The following is an 18,467-nucleotide window of genomic DNA, read 5'->3' on the forward strand; positions in this document are numbered from 1 at the left end:
AATAAAAAGGTTTGTCAGTAATCTGAAAGCCTCCCGATTGGGAGGCTTTGTTATTGGTAATACAATAATAAATATCGTAAAACTTTTATAAAAAACACCGAGCTTTCGCTCGGCGTTATCCTTTAAATCATTCGTAACTATTTAATTACAAAATCTCTTTTGCTTTTGCAACCACATTTTCAACGGTAAAGCCGAAGAGTTTAAATAACTCGCCTGCCGGTGCTGATTCACCAAAGGTATTCATACCTACGATACGACCTTCAAAACCAACATATTTGTACCAGAAATCTGAAAGTTGTGCTTCAATAGCAACACGTTTTGTTACATTGCTTGGCAATACAGATTCACGATATGCTGCATCTTGTTTATCAAATACGTTTGTACTTGGCATAGAAACAACACGTACTTTTTTGCCTTCTGCTGCAAGCACATCTGCCGCTTTCATTGCTAATTCAACTTCTGAACCGGTTGCAATCAGAATTAAATCCGGGCAATCACCTTTTTCGCAACAATCACGTAAAATATAACCACCTTTAGCAATGTTTGCTAATTTTTCTGCATTACGCTCTTGTTGTGCTAAGTTTTGGCGAGTAAAGATTAACGCACTTGGGCCATCTTTACGCTCAACTGCAGCTTTCCACGCTACTGCAGATTCAACTTGGTCACACGGTCTCCAAGTTTCTAAATTTGGAATATAGCGTAATGAAGCGGTTTGTTCTACCGGTTGATGTGTAGGACCATCTTCGCCTAAGCCGATTGAGTCGTGAGTATAAACAAATAATGAACGTTGTTTCATCAGTGCTGCCATACGTACCGCATTGTGTGCATATTCATAGAACATTAAGAATGTTGCACCATAAGGAATAAAACCACCGTGTAATGCAATACCGTTCATAATCGCTGACATACCGAATTCACGTACGCCGTAGTTAATGTAGTTACCATCAACATTATGATCAGCACGAATTGGTTTAGAGCCAGACCATAATGTTAAGTTAGAACTTGCTAAGTCTGCTGAACCACCTAAGAATTCAGGTAAGATGTGAGCATAAGCTTCGATTGCATTTTGTGAAGCTTTACGGCTTGCAATAGCGGCCGGATTTGCTTGTAATTTTTCAATAAATGCTTGGCTTTCCGCTGCCCAATTTGCCGGTAATTCGCCCGCTGTACGACGTTTAAATTCTGCGGCTAATTCAGGATAAGCCGCTTCATATGCAGCAAATTTTGCATTCCATTCTTTCTCAACCACTGCACCTTTTGCTTTTGCGTCCCATTCTGCATAGATTTCAGTAGGAATAACAAACGGAGCGTGTTCCCATTTTAAGAATTCACGTGCTGCCGCAATTTCTGTTTCGCCTAATGGTGCGCCGTGGCAATCGTGCGAGTTACATTTATTTGGTGAGCCATAACCGATAATGGTTTTGCAAATAATCAATGTTGGGCGTTCTTTCTCTGCTTGCGCATTTTCAATCGCAAATTTAATTTGTTCAGCATTGTGTCCATCAACATTACGAATAACTTGCCAGCCATAAGCTTCGAAGCGTTGTGCTGTATCATCACTAAACCAGCCATCAACATGACCATCAATCGAAATATTGTTGTCATCGTAGAATGCGATTAATTTGCCTAAACCTAATGTGCCTGCTAATGAACAAGCTTCGTGAGAAACGCCTTCCATTAAGCAACCATCACCTAAGAATGCATAAGTGTAGTGATCGACAATCTCATGACCTTCACGGTTAAATTGCGCTGCCAATGTTTTTTCTGCAATTGCCATACCAACTGCATTGGTAATGCCTTGACCTAAAGGACCTGTTGTTGTTTCCACACCCGGAGCATAACCATATTCAGGGTGACCTGGAGTTTTTGAGTGTAACTGACGGAATTGTTTTAAATCTTCAATCGATAAATCATAACCCGTTAAATGCAATAAGCTATAAATAAGCATAGAGCCGTGTCCGTTTGATAATACAAAGCGGTCGCGATCTGCCCATTTTGGATTAGTTGGGTTGTGCTTTAAAAAATCACGCCATAATACTTCTGCAATATCCGCCATTCCCATTGGCGCACCAGGGTGGCCTGAATTTGCTTTTTGTACCGCATCCATACTTAATACGCGGATGGCATTTGCTAAAACTTTACGTTCAGCCATAATATTCTCCCGTCAATTGACTTTTTTAAGATTGTTTTTGAGTATTCGTGATTGTAATCAAGTTTGAAGTAAAACTCAAAAAAATCCTTCGATTTTGTGATCTCGCTCACAGAAATTACCGCTTGATCTCTTTACTTATCTCGTCTAAAATACGCACTCTTTTTAGGCGTTAAACATCTGTTTAACATTTTTATTAATTACATATGGTACTTATCAGCGGTTCATCATGAAACAAGATAAGCAGCGATATGGCTTCTTATGAGGTTCTCCAATGAAAAAAGGTATTCACCCAGAATATACAGAAATTACTGCAACATGTTCATGCGGTAACGTAATCAAAACTCGCTCAACAGTGGGTAAAAACTTAAACCTTGATGTGTGTGGTAACTGCCACCCATTCTATACTGGTAAACAACGTGTTGTTGATACTGGTGGTCGTGTTGAACGCTTCAACAAACGCTTCAGCATTCCAAGCACAAAATAATTTGAAATTTTTTGAAAAAACCTCCGTAAAACGGAGGTTTTTTATATCTAGATGATGGAGAATTACTGAATGACTAAACAAAAGAAAAAAATTCTGCTTGCTATTCCTACAGTACACGGTATATCTGAATTAGTAGAAAAAAATTTAAAGTTCTATAACTTTGACGTTATAAACATTTCTAGAAATGACAAAGAAAAGAATAAATTCAAATATCCATCTCTTTGGGATCATTTTATTGTTAAATTAAGAAAAATTATATTAAAAGATAAAAAAGCAAAAACAAACTTACAATCTAAATTATTAACTCAAGAATTAGATAAAATTTTTCCCCAAAATGAAAAATTTGATTACGCATTATTTTTTCTTGCTCAATTTTACTCTTTGAGATTTATTGAACATATAAGAAATAAAACAAAAAATGGTCTCGTTGTTAATTATCAATGGGACGGAATGGATCGTTTTAAAGATATTTACAACTATATCAATTTATTTGATCGATTTTTTGTTTTTGATCCTAGTGATTTGCCTAAAAATGATAGGTTATTACCTTCAACAAGTTTTTATTTTGACTTTGATCTTACACCATTACCTAGCCAATATGATTTTTATTATCTAGGGGCGCATAGAGATGACCGCAGCGAATTAGTTATTCAATTTGCTAAATTTGCTGAAAAAATGGGATTTAATATTAATATGAATATTGTACTCCCTGTTCGTAGAAATGATGTAGCTAAACTATATCCTAAAAATGTAACTATTTTACAACCTAATGAAGTAAAAGATTTTAAAGATAATCTTCTGTCTGCGAGACAATCTAAGATCTTGCTCGATTTTGTGATAAGTGAACATAACGGGCTTTCACTCCGAACATTTGAAGCGCTAGGTCATAATAAAAAACTAATTACCACAAACAAAGAGATCAAAAAGTATGATTTTTATCACCCAAATAATATCTTTATATTAGATAATAATTTTGATGAAATCCCAAATTTTTTAGAGAAACCTTATCAACCTGTCGCTCAAGAAATTAAAGAAAAATATAGTTTCAGAAATTGGATTAATTATGTTCTTGACATACAGCCACATCAACCTATTTTATTACCGGAAGATAATTATGAAGAAGATAAAAAAATATCTTAGAAATATTCGCTTAGCGATTGGCAAGAAAATTCTTGATAAAAAACAACCGCTTGTAAATGTTTCATTTCCGCCTAAAAAAGTATTATTTCTTCGTCATGATGGAAAAATTGGCGACTATATTGTGAGTTCGTTTGTATTTAGAGAGATAAAAAAACAGTCTCCAGATACCGAAATTGCGGTCGTTTGTTCTTATAAAAATGCCTATCTTTTTGAGAAAAATCCTTATATTGATAAGCGCTATTTCGTTAAAACAAAAAACATTAAAGATTATATTCGATGTGGAAAACAGCTTGCCAAAGAGTCTTTTGATTTTGTGATCGATCCTACAACAACTCTAAGAAATAGAGATTTACTCTTTTTACGTCTCATTAAAGCTAAAAATTATGTTGGCTATAAAAAAGAAAACTATGCCTTATTTAATATCAACATAAAAGCTGAAAATAACCATTTTAGAGATATTTATCACAAAGCACTAACCGCTATTGGGTTTAAAAATATTTCAACCCATTACGATATTCCATCTGATCAAAAAAGTTGTGAAGATATTGCGCAATTTTTAAAGATAAAACAACTGGAGCATTACATCGCCGTTAATTTTTTTGGTGCTGGTTCAGCAAGGCGTTTCAATGAAAAATCAATGAAAGCGTTGTTAGATAATCTAACAAGTAGTAATACGATGAATATCGTATTACTTGCGTTTCCGGAAGTCATAGACGAAATGCAAATGCTTGCAAAACAATATAAGAATGTTTTTGTCTATGAGCAAACAAAAACCGTTTTCCATACTATTGAGTTAATCAAACATTCAGATATGGTTATCTCACCTGATACTTCTATTGTTCATATTGCAGCAGGCTTTAATAAGCCAATCATTGCTTTTTATAGTCAAGATGAAGAAAACTTTGTGCATTGGCACCCTTATAATCAAGCTGAAACGCATGTCCTTCGGTTTTATAAAAGCGTAAATGAATTGGATTTTGCTCAAATCAAACCAGAATGGTTACAAACAACATAACTATAATTTAAAGGGCTATAATTTAGAACTATGGACTTCCAATCCCTTAAACTGTTTTTAGATTTAACGCAAACTCGTAGCTTTATTCGCACTGCGGAAAAAAACTATATGAGTGCCTCAACGCTTACCCGACATATTCAGCGAGTTGAAGAAGAAATTGGGCAGCCGTTGTTAATGCGAGATAATCGACAGGTTAAACTTACAGAAGCGGGCGAAAAATTCTTAGAATTTGCAAAACAAAGCTGGACTGATTGGCAACAGCTGCAAAGCCAGCTTTCGCCTAATAAAGGAGAACTTGAGGGAGAATTGAGACTATTTTGTTCGGTCACGGCATCTTATAGTCATCTGCCGAACATTTTAGAAAAATTCCGCCAACGTTATCCTAAGGTCGAAATTAAACTTATGACGGGGGATCCAGCTCAAGCGGTTCATTTAGTGCAATCAATGCAAGCGGATATTTCCCTTGCCGGCAAGCCTGATACTTTGCCAAATAACATTAATTTCCAACATATTGATGATATTACCTTATCGTTAATTGTGCCTCGGGTAGCTTGCGCTGCTACACAATTACTTCAGCAAGATCCAATAGATTGGCAAAATATGCCTTTTATTTTGCCCGTTGAAGGTCCTGCACGGAAGAGAATAGACGCTTGGTTTAAACAACAGAAAATTAAAGATCCGAAAATTTACGCCACCGTATCGGGACACGAAGCTATTGTGCCAATGGTTGCTTTAGGCTGTGGCGTAGCGCTTTTGCCTGATGTTGTTATAAAACATAGCCCTGTAGCAAATCAAGTCTCTTATTTAACCTTACCTGCGCCGGTTCTACCCTTTGAATTAGGCGTTTGTGTCCAAAATAAACGATTGCAAGAGCCAATTATTCATGCGTTTTGGTCGTTGCTTTCTTAGAAAAACAAGCGGCTGAATTTGCAATATACATAACAAATTCAACCGCTTGTTTCTATAATAATCACATTTATAATGCTTCAGCTTGAGCTAAAATCTTCTGCTGCTCTAATGCCAATTTTTCTAACTGGCGCTGTTGTTTTCTCTCTTGTTGGCGGATTTCGTCTTCCGCCTCCCAAACATCGTAGGCTTGTACAATTTTCGCCACCACAGGGTGTCGAACAATATCTTTGCTATCAAAGAAATTAAAGCTCAACTCCTCCACATCTTTTAAAACGTCCATCGCGTGCTTTAATCCCGATTTTTGATTTCTTGGTAAATCAACTTGGGTTACATCGCCGGTAATTACCGCTTTAGAATTAAAACCAATACGGGTTAAAAACATTTTCATCTGCTCGGTCGTTGTATTTTGGCTCTCATCTAAAATAATAAATGCATCGTTTAGGGTTCTTCCTCGCATATACGCAAGCGGCGCAATTTCAATCACGCCTCGCTCCATCAATTTTTGCGCACGTTCAAACCCTAACATTTCAAACAAGGCATCATAAAGCGGACGTAAATAAGGTTCGATTTTTTGCCCGAGATCCCCTGGTAAAAAACCTAATTTTTCGCCCGCTTCAACGGCTGGTCGTGTCAATAAAATACGGCGAATTTCTTGACGTTCTAAAGACTCCACCGCAGCTGCTACGGCAAGAAATGTTTTCCCTGTGCCGGCAGGTCCAATCCCAAAGCTAATATCGTGATTGAGAATATTGCGTAAATACGCTTGTTGATGTTCGCCTCTAGGCTTAATCACACCTCGTTTAGTTTTGATCGTAATCTCGCCTTGTGATTGCCATTGATTTTGCAATAACATTCGGCTTTCTTGGATCGCTAAATGGATATATTCTAAATCCAGTTCTTTGATTTTCCCCTTAATGGGTGCTGTTTCAACGTAAAGTTGCTGAATCAATTTTGCACTATTTTGCAAAAGATAATGGCTATAGTGATTTTCTTCTGCCGGTTGAATGGTAAATAAAAAACCTTGACGAGCAATAACAATGTTGAAACTTTTTTCAATCAACGCTAAATGTTCATCAAAAGCACCGCAAAGCGATTGCAAGCGAGCATTATCTTCCGGTGTTAAACTAAAAACGATTTCATTCACACTCATTTCCTATTTATCCGTAAAATTTGCAGGAAGCTGCTGTAAAATTTCTGCCCAACGAATACTACTATTTTGACGATTTCGAACTAAGCAATCTGCAACGGCTTGATGATCTGCCTTTTGACATAAATCTTTAAGCTCTTGATAAAAAGCTAATGACAACTGGCGAGCCTCCTCTTTTTCAAAGAACAGCGAAGCTACTTGAATGTAAGTACTTTTAAAGCTATTAAAAATCAGCGCATAAACAGGTTTATTGGCGATAAAGGTTAGCTGGCGATAAAGCGAATAATCAAACAATGCGAAAGCCTCTGCGCTATCTTCAAGCGTATCTAAGCCATCAAACAGTAATAAAGCCTCGGCTGATGAAATTCTAATCGCCTCTTGAATGTAATACTCTGACATTCGTGTGCGCAACGACAGCACATTTGAAATAATGAGAGGAGCAGATAGCGGATCTAAATTAAGAATTGTCCCCAAAATATTCGGCCCTGCAGTTTCCCAAATATTATTGACTTTTGTAGGTTTTCCGTGCTGAATCTGTAGCCAGCCATCTCTTGCAAGGCGCTGTAAAACTTCTCTTAAAGTTGTTCGGGTAACGCCTATTCTTTCCGCTAACTCTCGTTCTGCCGGTAAATCACTTCCTGCCGGAAAATGGTTGTTCCAAATGCATTTGACAATATATTCCTCTGCCAATGCCGCCGGGCTTTGAGCTTTTAAAAGCGTTGTGTTATCCAAATAAAATTCCTCATTTTAGGCGTATCTGATGAAAATACCTAAAATTATTTGTTATTTTTAATAATGATCAAAATTTACCTAAATAGTATTAAATAGGCAATTTGAGTACATTGTATTGTCGCCTAATTTACATTATATTGCAAACTCACGCATTTAAAATTATAAAAGGAGTTCGTTTATGGAAGGTACTCAGGTATTCTTCAAATCCTTTCTAGGCAAAAGCCCTGATTGGTATAAATTGTGTATTCTAGGCTTCTTAACCATCAATCCTGTACTTTATTTCTGCGTGAGTCCGTTTGTTGCTGGTTGGGTATTAGTTGCAGAATTTATTTTTACACTATCGATGGCGTTAAAATGCTATCCATTACAACCAGGTGGATTATTAGCCATTGAAGCCGTTATCATCGGTATGACAAGCCCACATCATATCAAACAAGAAGTGATGGCAAACTTTGATGTTATCCTACTCTTAATGTTTATGGTTGCCGGTATCTATTTTATGAAACAGCTTTTATTGCACGTTTTCACAAAATTACTGATCGCAATCCATTCAAAAAAATTACTTGCCTTAGCATTTTGTTTAAGTGCTGCATTTTTATCTGCTTTCCTTGATGCACTAACCGTTATTGCCGTGATTATCAGTGTTGGAACCGGTTTCTACGGTGTTTATCACAAAGTTGCTTCAGGTAATAGCTTTGAAGATTCTACCGACATAACCAACGATGACAAAATTCAAAGTAAAAAAGAAATCCTCGACCAATTCCGTGCATTCTTACGTAGCCTTCTAATGCATGCCGGTGTCGGTTCTGCGCTTGGTGGCGTAATGACAATGGTGGGAGAGCCGCAGAATCTTATTATTGCCGGTCAAGCTGAATGGGGCTTTGTAGAATTTTTATTACGGGTTTTACCAATTAGTTTACCTGTTCTCATTTGTGGAGCAATGACTTGCTTAGCCGTAGAACACTTTAAAATTTTTGGTTATGGTGCAAAACTACCAAAAAAAGTTTGGGTAGTATTAGCGCGTTATAACCAATCCAGAGAACGCAAAATGACCAAACAAGATCGCCTAAAAATGGGGATTCAAGCTGTTGCCGGCGTGTGGTTAATTTTTGGTTTAGCACTTCACCTTGCTGATGTTGGTATTATTGGTTTAACTGTGATTATCTTTACCACCGCTTTTTGTGGTATTACAGACGAACATACCATCGGGCGTTCTTTCCAAGAATCAATGCCGTTCTGTGCTTTATTAGTCGTTTTCTTCTCAGTCGTTGCCGTGATTATTGACCTCAAACTCTTTGAGCCAATTATCCAATTTGTATTATCGGCTGATTCACAATCACAGCTTTCATTGTTCTATGTTTTCAATGGTTTACTTTCTATGATTTCAGATAACGTCTTCGTAGGAACCGTTTATATCAATGAAGCGAAAACAGCCTTTACTTCAGGTATTATTAGCAGAGAACAATTTGATCTAATCGCAGTGGCAATCAATACTGGTACCAACTTACCATCAGTTGCAACACCAAACGGACAAGCTGCATTCTTGTTCTTATTAACCTCTGCTTTTGCACCACTTATTCGCCTCTCTTACGGAAAAATGGTGTATATGGCATTACCATATAGTATCGTCCTTTCTGGCGTAGGTTTCTTATCACTTGAATACCTCTTACCAAAATGTACAGAGTTGATGACACAATGGGGTTGGATTATCACAAGATAAAATAATCTAGCACGAGTCGTACTAGGCTAGTCAAGCCCAGCCCCGCTGGGGCTGAAAAAAGAGCCGCAGAGCGGGCTCAGATTAAGTAACCCTATACGGCTCGTATAGGGTTAGTAGTTTGAATTAGGCGGTTTTATCCGCCTAATTGTTTTTTATACTTTCGCCTCTGAATAAGAATTGCTACAATGGATTAAATCAATGAAAAGGGGACTCTATGCTCACATTCTTTAAAAACCTTTCTCTAAGCCGAACAGCTTGGCTCTTTCTTGCTTTTGTTGCCTTTGTATTAGAAGCAACAGGTTTGTATTTTCAACACGGAATGGGGCTTCAACCCTGTGTAATGTGCGTTTATGAACGCCTTGCGATTTTTGGGCTGGTAATCGCCGGACTACTTGGAGCCATCGCTCCTCGTTTCGCTTTTTTCCGTTGGCTTGCTCTTGCCTTATGGGGATTTAGTGCGATTAAGGGATTACTTTTAGCCATTAAACATACCGATTACCAACTTAACCCATCACCTTGGAACCAATGTGAATTTAAACCTGATTTCCCTCAAACAATGCCGTTTGATAAATGGTTTCCTGATATTTTTGCGCCCGGCCCGGTAAATTGTAGTCAAAGTCAATGGGAAATGTTAGGTTGGGGAATGCCGCAATGGTTAATTTTAGCCTTTGGTCTATTTAGCCTCTTTTTTGTTTTAGTTCTTATTAGTCAATTTAAAAAAAGCAGACAGCAATATCGCTCTGTTTTTAGATAACTTCAAGCGGTCAAATATTGCAAAAAATTTGCGAATGATATAAAACTGCGTAAAGATCTATTTTTGTAGGGGCGAATTACATTCGCCCTGATGTTCCGGCGATGCCTATGGGGCAAATATAATTTGCCCCTACCAATAATAGTGAAATAACATAATTCGCAAAATTTCTACAAAATTTAACCGCTTTTCATTTACCTCGTTACTACTTAGAAGAAAAGAAATATGTCAAATCACAACAAAACTCTCGAGACAACCCTTGTTCACGCAGGGCGAAAATCACGTTATACCCAAGGTTCGGTTAATCCCGTTATCCAACGAGCCTCTTCATTGGTTTTTAACACCGTTGCCGATAAAAAACACGCCACTCGAAACCGCTACAAAGGCGAATTATTTTATGGCAGACGAGGAACATTAACGCACTTTGCATTACAAGATATGATGTGTGAATTAGAAGGAGGTGCTGGTTGTTACCTCTACCCTTGCGGTGCGGCGGCTGTAACCAATGCAATTTTAGCCTTTGTTTCACAAGGCGATCATATTTTAATGACAGGTGCTGCCTATGAGCCGACTCAAGATTTTTGTAACGTTATTCTAAAAAATCTTGGCATCAATACAACTTTTTATGATCCGATGATTGGCGAAGGTATCCGTTCTCTGATCCAGTCAAATACAAAAGTTCTCTTCTTAGAAAGCCCAAGTTCACTTACTCTAGAAGTGCCGGATATTCCAACGTTGGTGCGTATTGCTCGAGAAATTAATCCTGAAATTGTGATTATGATTGATAATACTTGGGCTGCTGGCGTTCTCTTCCCTGCTCTTGAATTTGGTATTGATATTTCTATTCAAGCCGGTACGAAATATCTTGTCGGACATTCTGATGCAATGATTGGTACTGCCGTATCAAATGCACGTTGTTGGGATCAGCTCCGTGAGCGTTCTTATTTAATGGGGCAAATGGTTGATGCTGATACTGCTTATATGACCGCTAGAGGTATTCGAACCCTCGGTATTCGCTTAAAAGAGCAAGAAAAAAGCAGCATAGCTATTGCTAACTGGCTTTCTCAACGCCCTGAAGTCAAAGCGGTTTACCACCCTGCGTTACCAAGTTGCTTAGGATATGAATTCTTTAAACGGGATTTCAAAGGCGCAAGCGGTGTGTTTTCCTTCGAACTTTACGAAAAATTAACCGATGAGCAGCTTTCTAATTTCCTCGACCATTTTAAAATCTTCACAATGGCGTACTCTTGGGGAGGCTTTGAGTCGTTGATTTTGGCCAATCAGCCGGAAGAAATCGCTCGCATTCGCCCAGCGATTGAACGTAAATTAACCGGAACCCTAATTCGTCTAAATGTCGGTTTAGAAGCAGTTGAAGATCTCATTGCCGATCTTGAACAAGGTTTTGATCGCCTGAACTAATCCCTTTACTATTACTCTAATCCCTAACAAACACGGCACAAAGCTGGGTTTATTAGGGATTTTTACACATTTTGGAGATTATCTTGGAATATCGTCACTATATTACTTTTGCTATTGCGTTTATTACATTGCAATTATTGGTACTTAATTTCTCTCGCACGATAGGCTGGCTGGGCAATTTATCCGATAAAAAGCGTAAGATCGTAACATTTACCAGCTATTTGCTTGCCAATGGGCTGATTTTTCTGCAATTTTTCAAAACCTTCCAAAGCTTTCGTTTTGTTGCATTCATTCTTGCTTTTCTGACGTTTATCTTTTTTGTTCGATTAGGAACAATGCTGATTTACACATTTGGGAAACTTATCATTCCTGTTGATCGGTTAAATAAGTGGCTAAAAATAGCTTATTTACCCGTACTCGCCGGTTTGATGGCTTTGACGATTTATAATGCTTATGTGCCTAAAGTTATTCATTATCAAATTACGCTGGATAAACCCATTTCGCCTCTTCGCATAGGTGTCGCAAGCGATTTCCATCTTGGTAAATTCTTTGGTGCAACACAACTTGATCAATTAGCGAAGATTTTTAATCAAGAAAAAGTCGATTTAATCCTACTGCCAGGCGACATTATGGATGATAATGTGTCTGCTTATGTAGCAGAAAATATGCAGCCACATCTTGCCAAATTAAAAGCACCTTTAGGCGTTTATGCTACATTGGGTAATCATGATTTCCTTGGGGCTCAAAATGCCATTGCTGAAGAAATTCGCAAAGCAGGCATTACTGTTTTATGGGATCAAGCGGTCGAAATTGAAGGAAAATTTACTATTATTGGTCGTAATGATGATTTAGTAAAAAACCGCCCTAGCGCAGAACAGCTTTTAAAAGACGTTAATACAAGGCTACCGACCTTTTTGTTAGATCATCGCCCAACACAAATTGAAGAACATTCAAAATTACCGATAGATATTCAGGTTTCAGGTCATACTCATAAAGGACAAATATTCCCTGCGAATATCGTTACTTCGTTAATGTATCGATTAGATTATGGCTATGAAAAAATCGAAAACGGACATTTCTTTGTTACATCAGGCTATGGATTTTGGGGAATTCCAATGCGATTAGGCTCTCAATCTGAAGTTTTGATTATTGATGTGAAAGGGAAATAAAAAAGAAACGGCTACGAAAGTAGCCGTTCAAATTTTCTGATATAAAAAATACCAAATCGTATTTTTATTATTTCTACGCTATATTTAATTTTTCTTTTAATAAACTAATTTCATTTCTTAAGCTTTCAATTACATCATCTTTTAATTTAATAATTTCATCTTTATGAGCAAGCATTAAATTTAATTTTTCAACATCATCACTACCTAAAAATATATTTGAACTTGCATTGGTATTATTATTTCCTGTACTAATAGTAATCCCTTTATTTTCCCCATAAGTTAATAATTCATAAATATCCGCATTTAATACACCCAATATTTGTTCTAATCTTTCAAAATTCACTCGAGTTTCACCACGCTCAATTTTGGCATATCCCTTGGTGGACATACTTAATTTAGTCGCCATTTCTTCTTGTGAAAGTTGATGATCTTCACGAAATAAACGGATTTTATCATTGATATTCATAGCCTTGCCTTATCAGTACTTTTTAGGGTGGTAATGTGAATGTTTTGTGGATTGTAGCATAAGTGAGCGATTTGTAGAATATGAAATATGTCTATTTTGTGATGAATACATTATGTGTGATGAGTTATTACCTTATTTGTCCGCTATTAAGCTATGTGAAATTGAATGGGCGAGCTGGTTTAGTGGGATAGCCACTTTTGTTATTTCTTATTCTTCTTATCGACAAAGTCGAAATTTGCACCTTTATGAGCAATTAAGAGAATTAGATAGATTATTTAATGATCTAAAAGATAAGTTAATTGAGTACATCCCAATTTATGTTGTTGATAATGTAGAGATGTTTTTTGAATGCTATCCGCATTTTTATTTTGATTTTAGAGAGTTGGAAAATTATCTTAATATCATTTCCAGTGATAAAAAAATCACTCAATCTGTCAGAAGGATAAACGATATTTTACAAAAAATTAAAGAGATTACTGCAGAACTAACTGACAAAAAGATTAGTTATAAAAAAGACAGCAATTCGGTTCAATTAAAGTTTTTATTAGCAAAATTAGACGATATAAATCGTGTATCATCAGAGTTATCAATAGAAAAGCAACATTTATTTAATCTTATATACAAGAAAATGGGCGTATCTAATCGCTAATTTATATTATTTTTTTGAGCAAGATAAACGAGAAGATTATAAGGAATTTATTGGAGTAAATATGGCAAACGATCTTATTTTAACAGGGAATAAAGCACTAGCGAATGTACAACGTTCAATCAGTGTTTTGAATAAGCTATTACCAAATTCATTGGATAAATTGGCTTGGTGGAATTCTCTTTCATATGATTGGAAGAATATATTTTTGTCTGAATTAAAAGCCTCAGAAATAGAGTTTAATCAGAAACCAGATTTCTATCTAGAAAAGTTATTTAATATTACATTATTTGATACTACAAAACTTAAGATTTGTAAGAATCAAATTCAAGATATTTCACCATTGGGAAATTTGACACAACTTACATCTCTAGATCTTAGATATAATCAAATTCAAGATATTTCAACATTGGGGAATTTAACAAAACTTACACGTCTGAGACTTGATGTTAATAAAATACAAGATATTTCAGCATTGGGGAATTTGACACAACTTACAGAACTTGCGCTTCATGCTAATCAAATCCGAAATATTTCAGCATTAAGACATTTGACACAACTTATATCTCTAGATCTTGGACGTAATCAAATCCAAGATATCTCGCCATTAGCTACACTAGAGAATTTAGAAACGTTACATTTAGGCTTAACTCCTATATCTCAGCCAAATATTGACTGGTTGCAATCTAAATTACCTAATTGTTGGATTATTTATTAACTATGCAAACCGAAGCCCTTTTTTCAAACATCGCTGATCGTATCAGCACTGAGCTTTCCCAAGCGGAAAGCTCAATTTATATTGCAGTGGCTTGGCTGACTAACCGAGATTTATTTAATATTTTGGTGGATAAAGCAAAGTCAGGTGTAACGGTTCAACTGTTACTTTCAAATGATGAAATTAATCAAAATAGTTCGCTGGATTTTTCTCGCCTGAAAATAGGCAACTCTGTTGCTTATTTGGTAGGCGACGGCAAAAGCGATTTAATGCACAATAAATTTTGTGTCATTGATCGTAGAGTAGTGATGACAGGATCTTATAACTGGAGTTATAAAGCCGAAAAAAATAATCACGAAAATATTGTGATTACCACCGATGATTTTGAATTAGCGGATCAATTTATTGCTCAATTTAAACAAATTCGTGATAGCTATTTTGCTCACCAAGAAGCCCTTGAATTTCCAGTAGCGAAGGTGATTAAGCGGTTAGAAATTCTTAAAAATTACGTTATTTTAGAAGATGATGAAGATATTGAGCGTGAAAGCCGTAAATTATCGGTTTATCAATTCCAACAAGATATTGCTCAAATTATTCGAGCGTTATCTCAAAACGCTTTTTCACAAGCGGTGGAATTAATTGATGAATTTATTAAACGTAATCATCAAATTGTTGTTTATGGCGAAGTGGATATTGCGGCACTAAAACTGGAAATTCGTCATTTGGAACATCAGCTCAATGCCTATGATGATGAAAAAACGGAATTAGAAAAAACCTTAACGTTGTTCCAACATCGCCATACTAAAGAACTTGGGAAGTATATTTCTCGTTTGTTGCATTTGCGTAAATTAAAATTTGTGTGGGACGATGAAAAATTTGCCGAAGCAGAGCAAGACGAGCGTGAATATCATCAACAGCTTGAAGAAGAAAATGCCAAAGAGATCCAAACCTTAAGCGAAGATGATCAAAAAGCCTTAAAACGTGCCTATAAAAAAGCCAGTATTTTATGCCACCCTGATAAAGTGGCTGAAGAGATGAAAGAAGATGCTACGGAAACCTTTACCAAATTAAAACAAGCCTATGAGGAAAATAATTTAGCCTTAGTGCAAGAAATTTTAGATGATTTGGAACAAGGTAAATTCTTTAAATCTCGTACGGCGTCTATTAGTGAAAAAGAGAAGCTACAACTCGAAATTAGGCGTTTGCGTGAAAAAATCCAAGCTCTTGAAGCAGAAATTTATGCAATTAAGGAAAGCGAAGAATATCAAACCATTTCAGAAATCGAAGATTGGGATGAATATTTTGACCGCATACGAGAACAGCTAAAAGGCGAGATCGAACGCCTTGAAAATGAATTAGATGGATAATCCTTTATTTTCTCTACATATCGCTCCCTCCACGAGGGAGCGAAAAATTTTAATTTATATTTAATTAAATCGCCAATTCAAACGCATAAAATGCGACTAAAATGATCGCGATAATGACTGTTCCGATATTTAGCTTTTTAAATTCGCCTGAGATAATTCGACCAATCACTAAGCTTGCAAAACCAAGCATAATACCGGTAACAATATTTGCAGTTAAAACAATAAATACCGCACACACAAGCCCTGCCATTGCGCCAACAAAATCATCAAAATCTAATTTCGATACATTGCTTAACATCAATAAACCTACGTACATCAATGCCGGCGCAGTCGCATAACTTGGGACTAAAAACGCTAATGGTTGGAAGAAAAGCATAAGTAAGAAGCCAATCCCCACAACAACTGCCGTTAAACCTGTTTTACCGCCAACGGCTGTACCAGCAGCAGATTCGATATAAACGGCTGCCGGTGCAGTACCAAATAAGCCTGACAATACAGAACCTAATGAGTCTGAAGTTAAAGCACGCCCACCATTGATAATTTGTCCGTCTTTATCTAATAAGTTAGCTTGCCCTGCAACGGCACGAATGGTTCCTGTTGCATCAAAAATAGCCGTCATAACTAACGCAAATACTACCGGTAAAATTGCTGTATTTAATGCGCCCATCACATCTAATTGGAGGAAAAGCGATTGCTCACCAAAACTTGGCATTTTGAAGAAACCGGCATATTTTACATTCGGGTCAAAAATTAAGCCGATAATCGTAATGGCAATAATTACCCATAAAATAGAACCTTTTACTTTTAACTTTTCAAGACCAATAATTGCCGCTAAACCAAGTAACGACATTAGCACAGGGAAAGAGGTAAAATCGCCCATTTTTACTGGGATATCAATACCGCTGTTAATCACTAATTTCACGTTGGTTGCTGCAATTAACAATAGGAATAAACCAATCCCAATACCTGCACCGTGAGCAATGCTTGAAGGTAGGTTACGTAAAATCCAAGCACGAATACCTGTTACGGAAATAAGGGTAAATACTGCCCCCATTAAGAAAATTGCACCAAGCGCAACAGGAATTGAAATACCCTGCCCTAACACTAAGCTAAATGCGGTAAAAGCCGTTAAGGAAATAGCGCTACCAATTGCCATTGGCACATTTGCCCATAAACCAATCAGAATTGAGCCTAAGCCCGAAACTAAACAGGTTGCAATAAAGACCGATTCAGCCGGAAATCCTGCTTGGCTTAACATTCCAGGCACAACAATAATGGAATAAACCATTGCTAAGAAAGTGGTTAAACCCGCCACAATCTCTTGGCGAGAATTAGTGCCACGTTCTTCAAATTTAAATAAAGACATAAGAACCTCTAAGAAAATAAAATAGGGGCAAATTTTACATAAATGCAATAACTTAAGCAAACGTTTGCGATACATTAGAAAGAAAAGCGGTCTAATTTATGCTCTCATTTGCAAAAAATAAGAGAAATTAGACCGCTTGATTCCTTCAAACGATTTAAAATTAGTGGCTATCCGCCATTTTTTCTAAATCCTTATCAATATAGTATAGTGCTTTACCATCTTCGCCAAGAAGTTTGAATTTATCTAAAATTGAGTTAAATAAATACTCTTCTTCGTGCTGTTCTGCCACATACCATTGTAAGAAATTGAAGGTTGAGTAATCTTTTGCTTCAAAAGAAACGCCTACAAGCTCATTAATTTTAGCTGTAACGTGTTTTTCGTGTTCTAATACAATCTCAAACAGTGATTTTAGAGAATCATACTCGGCTTGAGGTGCTTCAATAGCATAGATTTCCGCCAATGCGCCCGTTTCATTTAAGTAGGTAAATAAACGGCGCATATGCTCCATCTCTTCCGTTGCATGTGCTTTTAAGAATTTAGCTGCTCCTGCAAAACCGTTGTTATCTGCCCAAGCAGACATTTGCAGATACACATTCGAAGAATAAAATTCTAAATTAAGCTGATCATTTAAATACTTGATGATATTTTGCGATAACATTATGCCGCTCCTTGTTGATCTAAGGTTTCTAAATCTTTATCGATAAAGTAAAGTGATTTACCTGTTTCGCCTGCCACCACAAATTTATCGAGGATCTCGCCAAATAGCTTCTCTTCTTCATGCTGTTCAGCAACGTACCATTGTAAGAAATTAAATGTGGAATAATCTTTAGCCGCAAAAGTCACTTCAACTAATTCATTGATTTTTGAGGTAACAAATTTTTCGTGTTCAAAAACAATATCAAATAACTCTTTTAATGAAGCATACTCTTTGCAAGGCGCTTCAATTTTGCCTAAAAGTGGCATTGCACCTGTTTCACAAACATAATCAAACAACTTTTGCATATGTTCTAGTTCTTCATCAGCATGGCGTAATAAAAATTCAGCTGCCCCTGCAAAACCGTTTTTTGAACACCAAGCAGACATTTGTAGATAAACGTTAGAAGAATAGAATTCTAAGTTAATCTGTTCATTGAGTTTATCAATGATCGATTTTTGTAACATATTTGTTCCCCTGAATCTAAATAACCTTGATAAAAAATGAGAGCCAATCTCACTACCAAAATAAAAAACGACAAAGGGCAAGAAAATTCTTGCCCTTTTGATGCTGAG

18 protein-coding genes are annotated in these 18,467 nt (G+C 36.6%); 11 read left to right on the forward strand and 7 right to left on the reverse strand.

The window, feature by feature from the left end; all coding sequences use genetic code 11:
• Nucleotides 1-145: 145 nt before the first annotated feature.
• Nucleotides 146-2,152 (reverse strand): transketolase, encoded by a 2,007-nt coding sequence (tkt, locus tag AM305_RS07225; RefSeq protein WP_005824514.1) that lies wholly within the window; start codon nucleotides 2,150-2,152, stop codon nucleotides 146-148.
• Nucleotides 2,153-2,423: 271 nt separating this feature from the next.
• Here tkt and rpmE point away from each other — a divergent pair, with 271 nt between their 5' ends.
• The 4 genes from rpmE (at nucleotide 2,424) to ilvY (ending at nucleotide 5,700) form a co-directional block, all read left to right on the forward strand.
• Nucleotides 2,424-2,636 carry a 50S ribosomal protein L31 gene (rpmE, locus tag AM305_RS07230; protein WP_005820477.1) on the forward strand — a complete coding sequence of 71 codons (213 nt, stop codon included), beginning with the start codon at nucleotides 2,424-2,426 and terminating at the stop codon, nucleotides 2,634-2,636.
• Nucleotides 2,637-2,705: 69 nt separating this feature from the next.
• The gene (locus AM305_RS07235) at nucleotides 2,706-3,776 is read left to right on the forward strand and encodes a WaaS/CpsH family glycosyltransferase (RefSeq protein WP_005824516.1); all 1,071 of its coding nucleotides are present in this window, start codon (nucleotides 2,706-2,708) and stop codon (nucleotides 3,774-3,776) included.
• Nucleotides 3,751-4,791 carry a glycosyltransferase family 9 protein gene (locus tag AM305_RS07240; RefSeq protein ID WP_005824518.1) on the forward strand — a complete coding sequence of 347 codons (1,041 nt, stop codon included), beginning with the start codon at nucleotides 3,751-3,753 and terminating at the stop codon, nucleotides 4,789-4,791. Before AM305_RS07235 ends, AM305_RS07240 begins: the two co-directional genes overlap by 26 nt.
• Nucleotides 4,792-4,821: 30 nt before the next feature.
• Nucleotides 4,822-5,700, forward strand: coding sequence for an HTH-type transcriptional activator IlvY (ilvY, locus tag AM305_RS07245; RefSeq protein ID WP_005824520.1), 879 nt, complete (start codon nucleotides 4,822-4,824; stop codon nucleotides 5,698-5,700).
• A 67-nt stretch (nucleotides 5,701-5,767) separates the two neighbouring features.
• Here the strand turns inward: ilvY and AM305_RS07250 are convergent, their stop codons facing one another.
• Complete coding sequence (locus AM305_RS07250; RefSeq protein WP_035294217.1) at nucleotides 5,768-6,844, reverse strand: PhoH family protein; 1,077 nt, start codon at nucleotides 6,842-6,844, stop codon at nucleotides 5,768-5,770.
• A 9-nt stretch (nucleotides 6,845-6,853) separates the two neighbouring features.
• Nucleotides 6,854-7,579 carry a fatty acid metabolism transcriptional regulator FadR gene (fadR, locus tag AM305_RS07255; protein WP_005824524.1) on the reverse strand — a complete coding sequence of 242 codons (726 nt, stop codon included), beginning with the start codon at nucleotides 7,577-7,579 and terminating at the stop codon, nucleotides 6,854-6,856.
• Nucleotides 7,580-7,757: 178 nt separating this feature from the next.
• Here fadR and nhaB point away from each other — a divergent pair, with 178 nt between their 5' ends.
• From nhaB to AM305_RS07275, 4 genes are all read left to right on the forward strand, one after another.
• Nucleotides 7,758-9,299, forward strand: coding sequence for a sodium/proton antiporter NhaB (gene nhaB / locus AM305_RS07260; RefSeq protein ID WP_005824526.1), 1,542 nt, complete (start codon nucleotides 7,758-7,760; stop codon nucleotides 9,297-9,299).
• 214 nt (nucleotides 9,300-9,513) lie between these two features.
• Nucleotides 9,514-10,053 (forward strand): disulfide bond formation protein DsbB, encoded by a 540-nt coding sequence (gene dsbB, locus AM305_RS07265; RefSeq protein ID WP_005824528.1) that lies wholly within the window; start codon nucleotides 9,514-9,516, stop codon nucleotides 10,051-10,053.
• 222 nt (nucleotides 10,054-10,275) lie between these two features.
• The gene (gene metC / locus AM305_RS07270; protein WP_005824530.1) at nucleotides 10,276-11,469 is read left to right on the forward strand and encodes a cystathionine beta-lyase; all 1,194 of its coding nucleotides are present in this window, start codon (nucleotides 10,276-10,278) and stop codon (nucleotides 11,467-11,469) included.
• Nucleotides 11,470-11,552: 83 nt separating this feature from the next.
• Nucleotides 11,553-12,638, forward strand: coding sequence for a metallophosphoesterase (locus AM305_RS07275; protein ID WP_005824532.1), 1,086 nt, complete (start codon nucleotides 11,553-11,555; stop codon nucleotides 12,636-12,638).
• Nucleotides 12,639-12,711: 73 nt separating this feature from the next.
• Here AM305_RS07275 and AM305_RS07280 read toward each other — a convergent pair whose 3' ends face one another.
• Complete coding sequence (locus AM305_RS07280; protein WP_005824533.1) at nucleotides 12,712-13,104, reverse strand: helix-turn-helix domain-containing protein; 393 nt, start codon at nucleotides 13,102-13,104, stop codon at nucleotides 12,712-12,714.
• Nucleotides 13,105-13,216: 112 nt separating this feature from the next.
• On the opposite strand from AM305_RS07280, the gene AM305_RS07285 reads away from it, so the two are divergent.
• From AM305_RS07285 to AM305_RS07295, 3 genes are all read left to right on the forward strand, one after another.
• Entirely contained in the window at nucleotides 13,217-13,753 is a 537-nt protein-coding gene (locus AM305_RS07285) for a hypothetical protein (RefSeq protein ID WP_005824534.1), read from the forward strand.
• A 61-nt stretch (nucleotides 13,754-13,814) separates the two neighbouring features.
• Entirely contained in the window at nucleotides 13,815-14,468 is a 654-nt protein-coding gene (locus tag AM305_RS11845) for a leucine-rich repeat domain-containing protein (RefSeq protein ID WP_005824535.1), read from the forward strand.
• Between the two features lie 2 nt (nucleotides 14,469-14,470).
• Complete coding sequence (locus AM305_RS07295) at nucleotides 14,471-15,832, forward strand: phospholipase D-like domain-containing protein (RefSeq protein ID WP_005824536.1); 1,362 nt, start codon at nucleotides 14,471-14,473, stop codon at nucleotides 15,830-15,832.
• 64 nt (nucleotides 15,833-15,896) lie between these two features.
• On the opposite strand, the gene AM305_RS07300 is transcribed toward AM305_RS07295, so the two are convergent.
• The 3 genes from AM305_RS07300 to ftnA (AM305_RS07310) form a co-directional block, all read right to left on the reverse strand.
• Complete coding sequence (locus tag AM305_RS07300; protein WP_005824537.1) at nucleotides 15,897-17,198, reverse strand: NCS2 family permease; 1,302 nt, start codon at nucleotides 17,196-17,198, stop codon at nucleotides 15,897-15,899.
• 160 nt (nucleotides 17,199-17,358) lie between these two features.
• Nucleotides 17,359-17,856, reverse strand: a complete 498-nt coding sequence (gene ftnA / locus AM305_RS07305) for a non-heme ferritin (protein ID WP_005824538.1) — start codon at nucleotides 17,854-17,856, stop codon at nucleotides 17,359-17,361.
• Complete coding sequence (gene ftnA, locus AM305_RS07310) at nucleotides 17,856-18,359, reverse strand: non-heme ferritin (RefSeq protein WP_005824540.1); 504 nt, start codon at nucleotides 18,357-18,359, stop codon at nucleotides 17,856-17,858. The genes ftnA (AM305_RS07305) and ftnA (AM305_RS07310) overlap by 1 nt, the downstream gene beginning before the upstream one ends.
• Nucleotides 18,360-18,467 lie beyond the last annotated feature (108 nt).

Origin of the sequence: Actinobacillus minor NM305 (assembly GCF_000175195.1) — a bacterium.
In the GTDB taxonomy this organism is placed as follows: domain Bacteria; phylum Pseudomonadota; class Gammaproteobacteria; order Enterobacterales; family Pasteurellaceae; genus Haemophilus_A; species Haemophilus_A minor.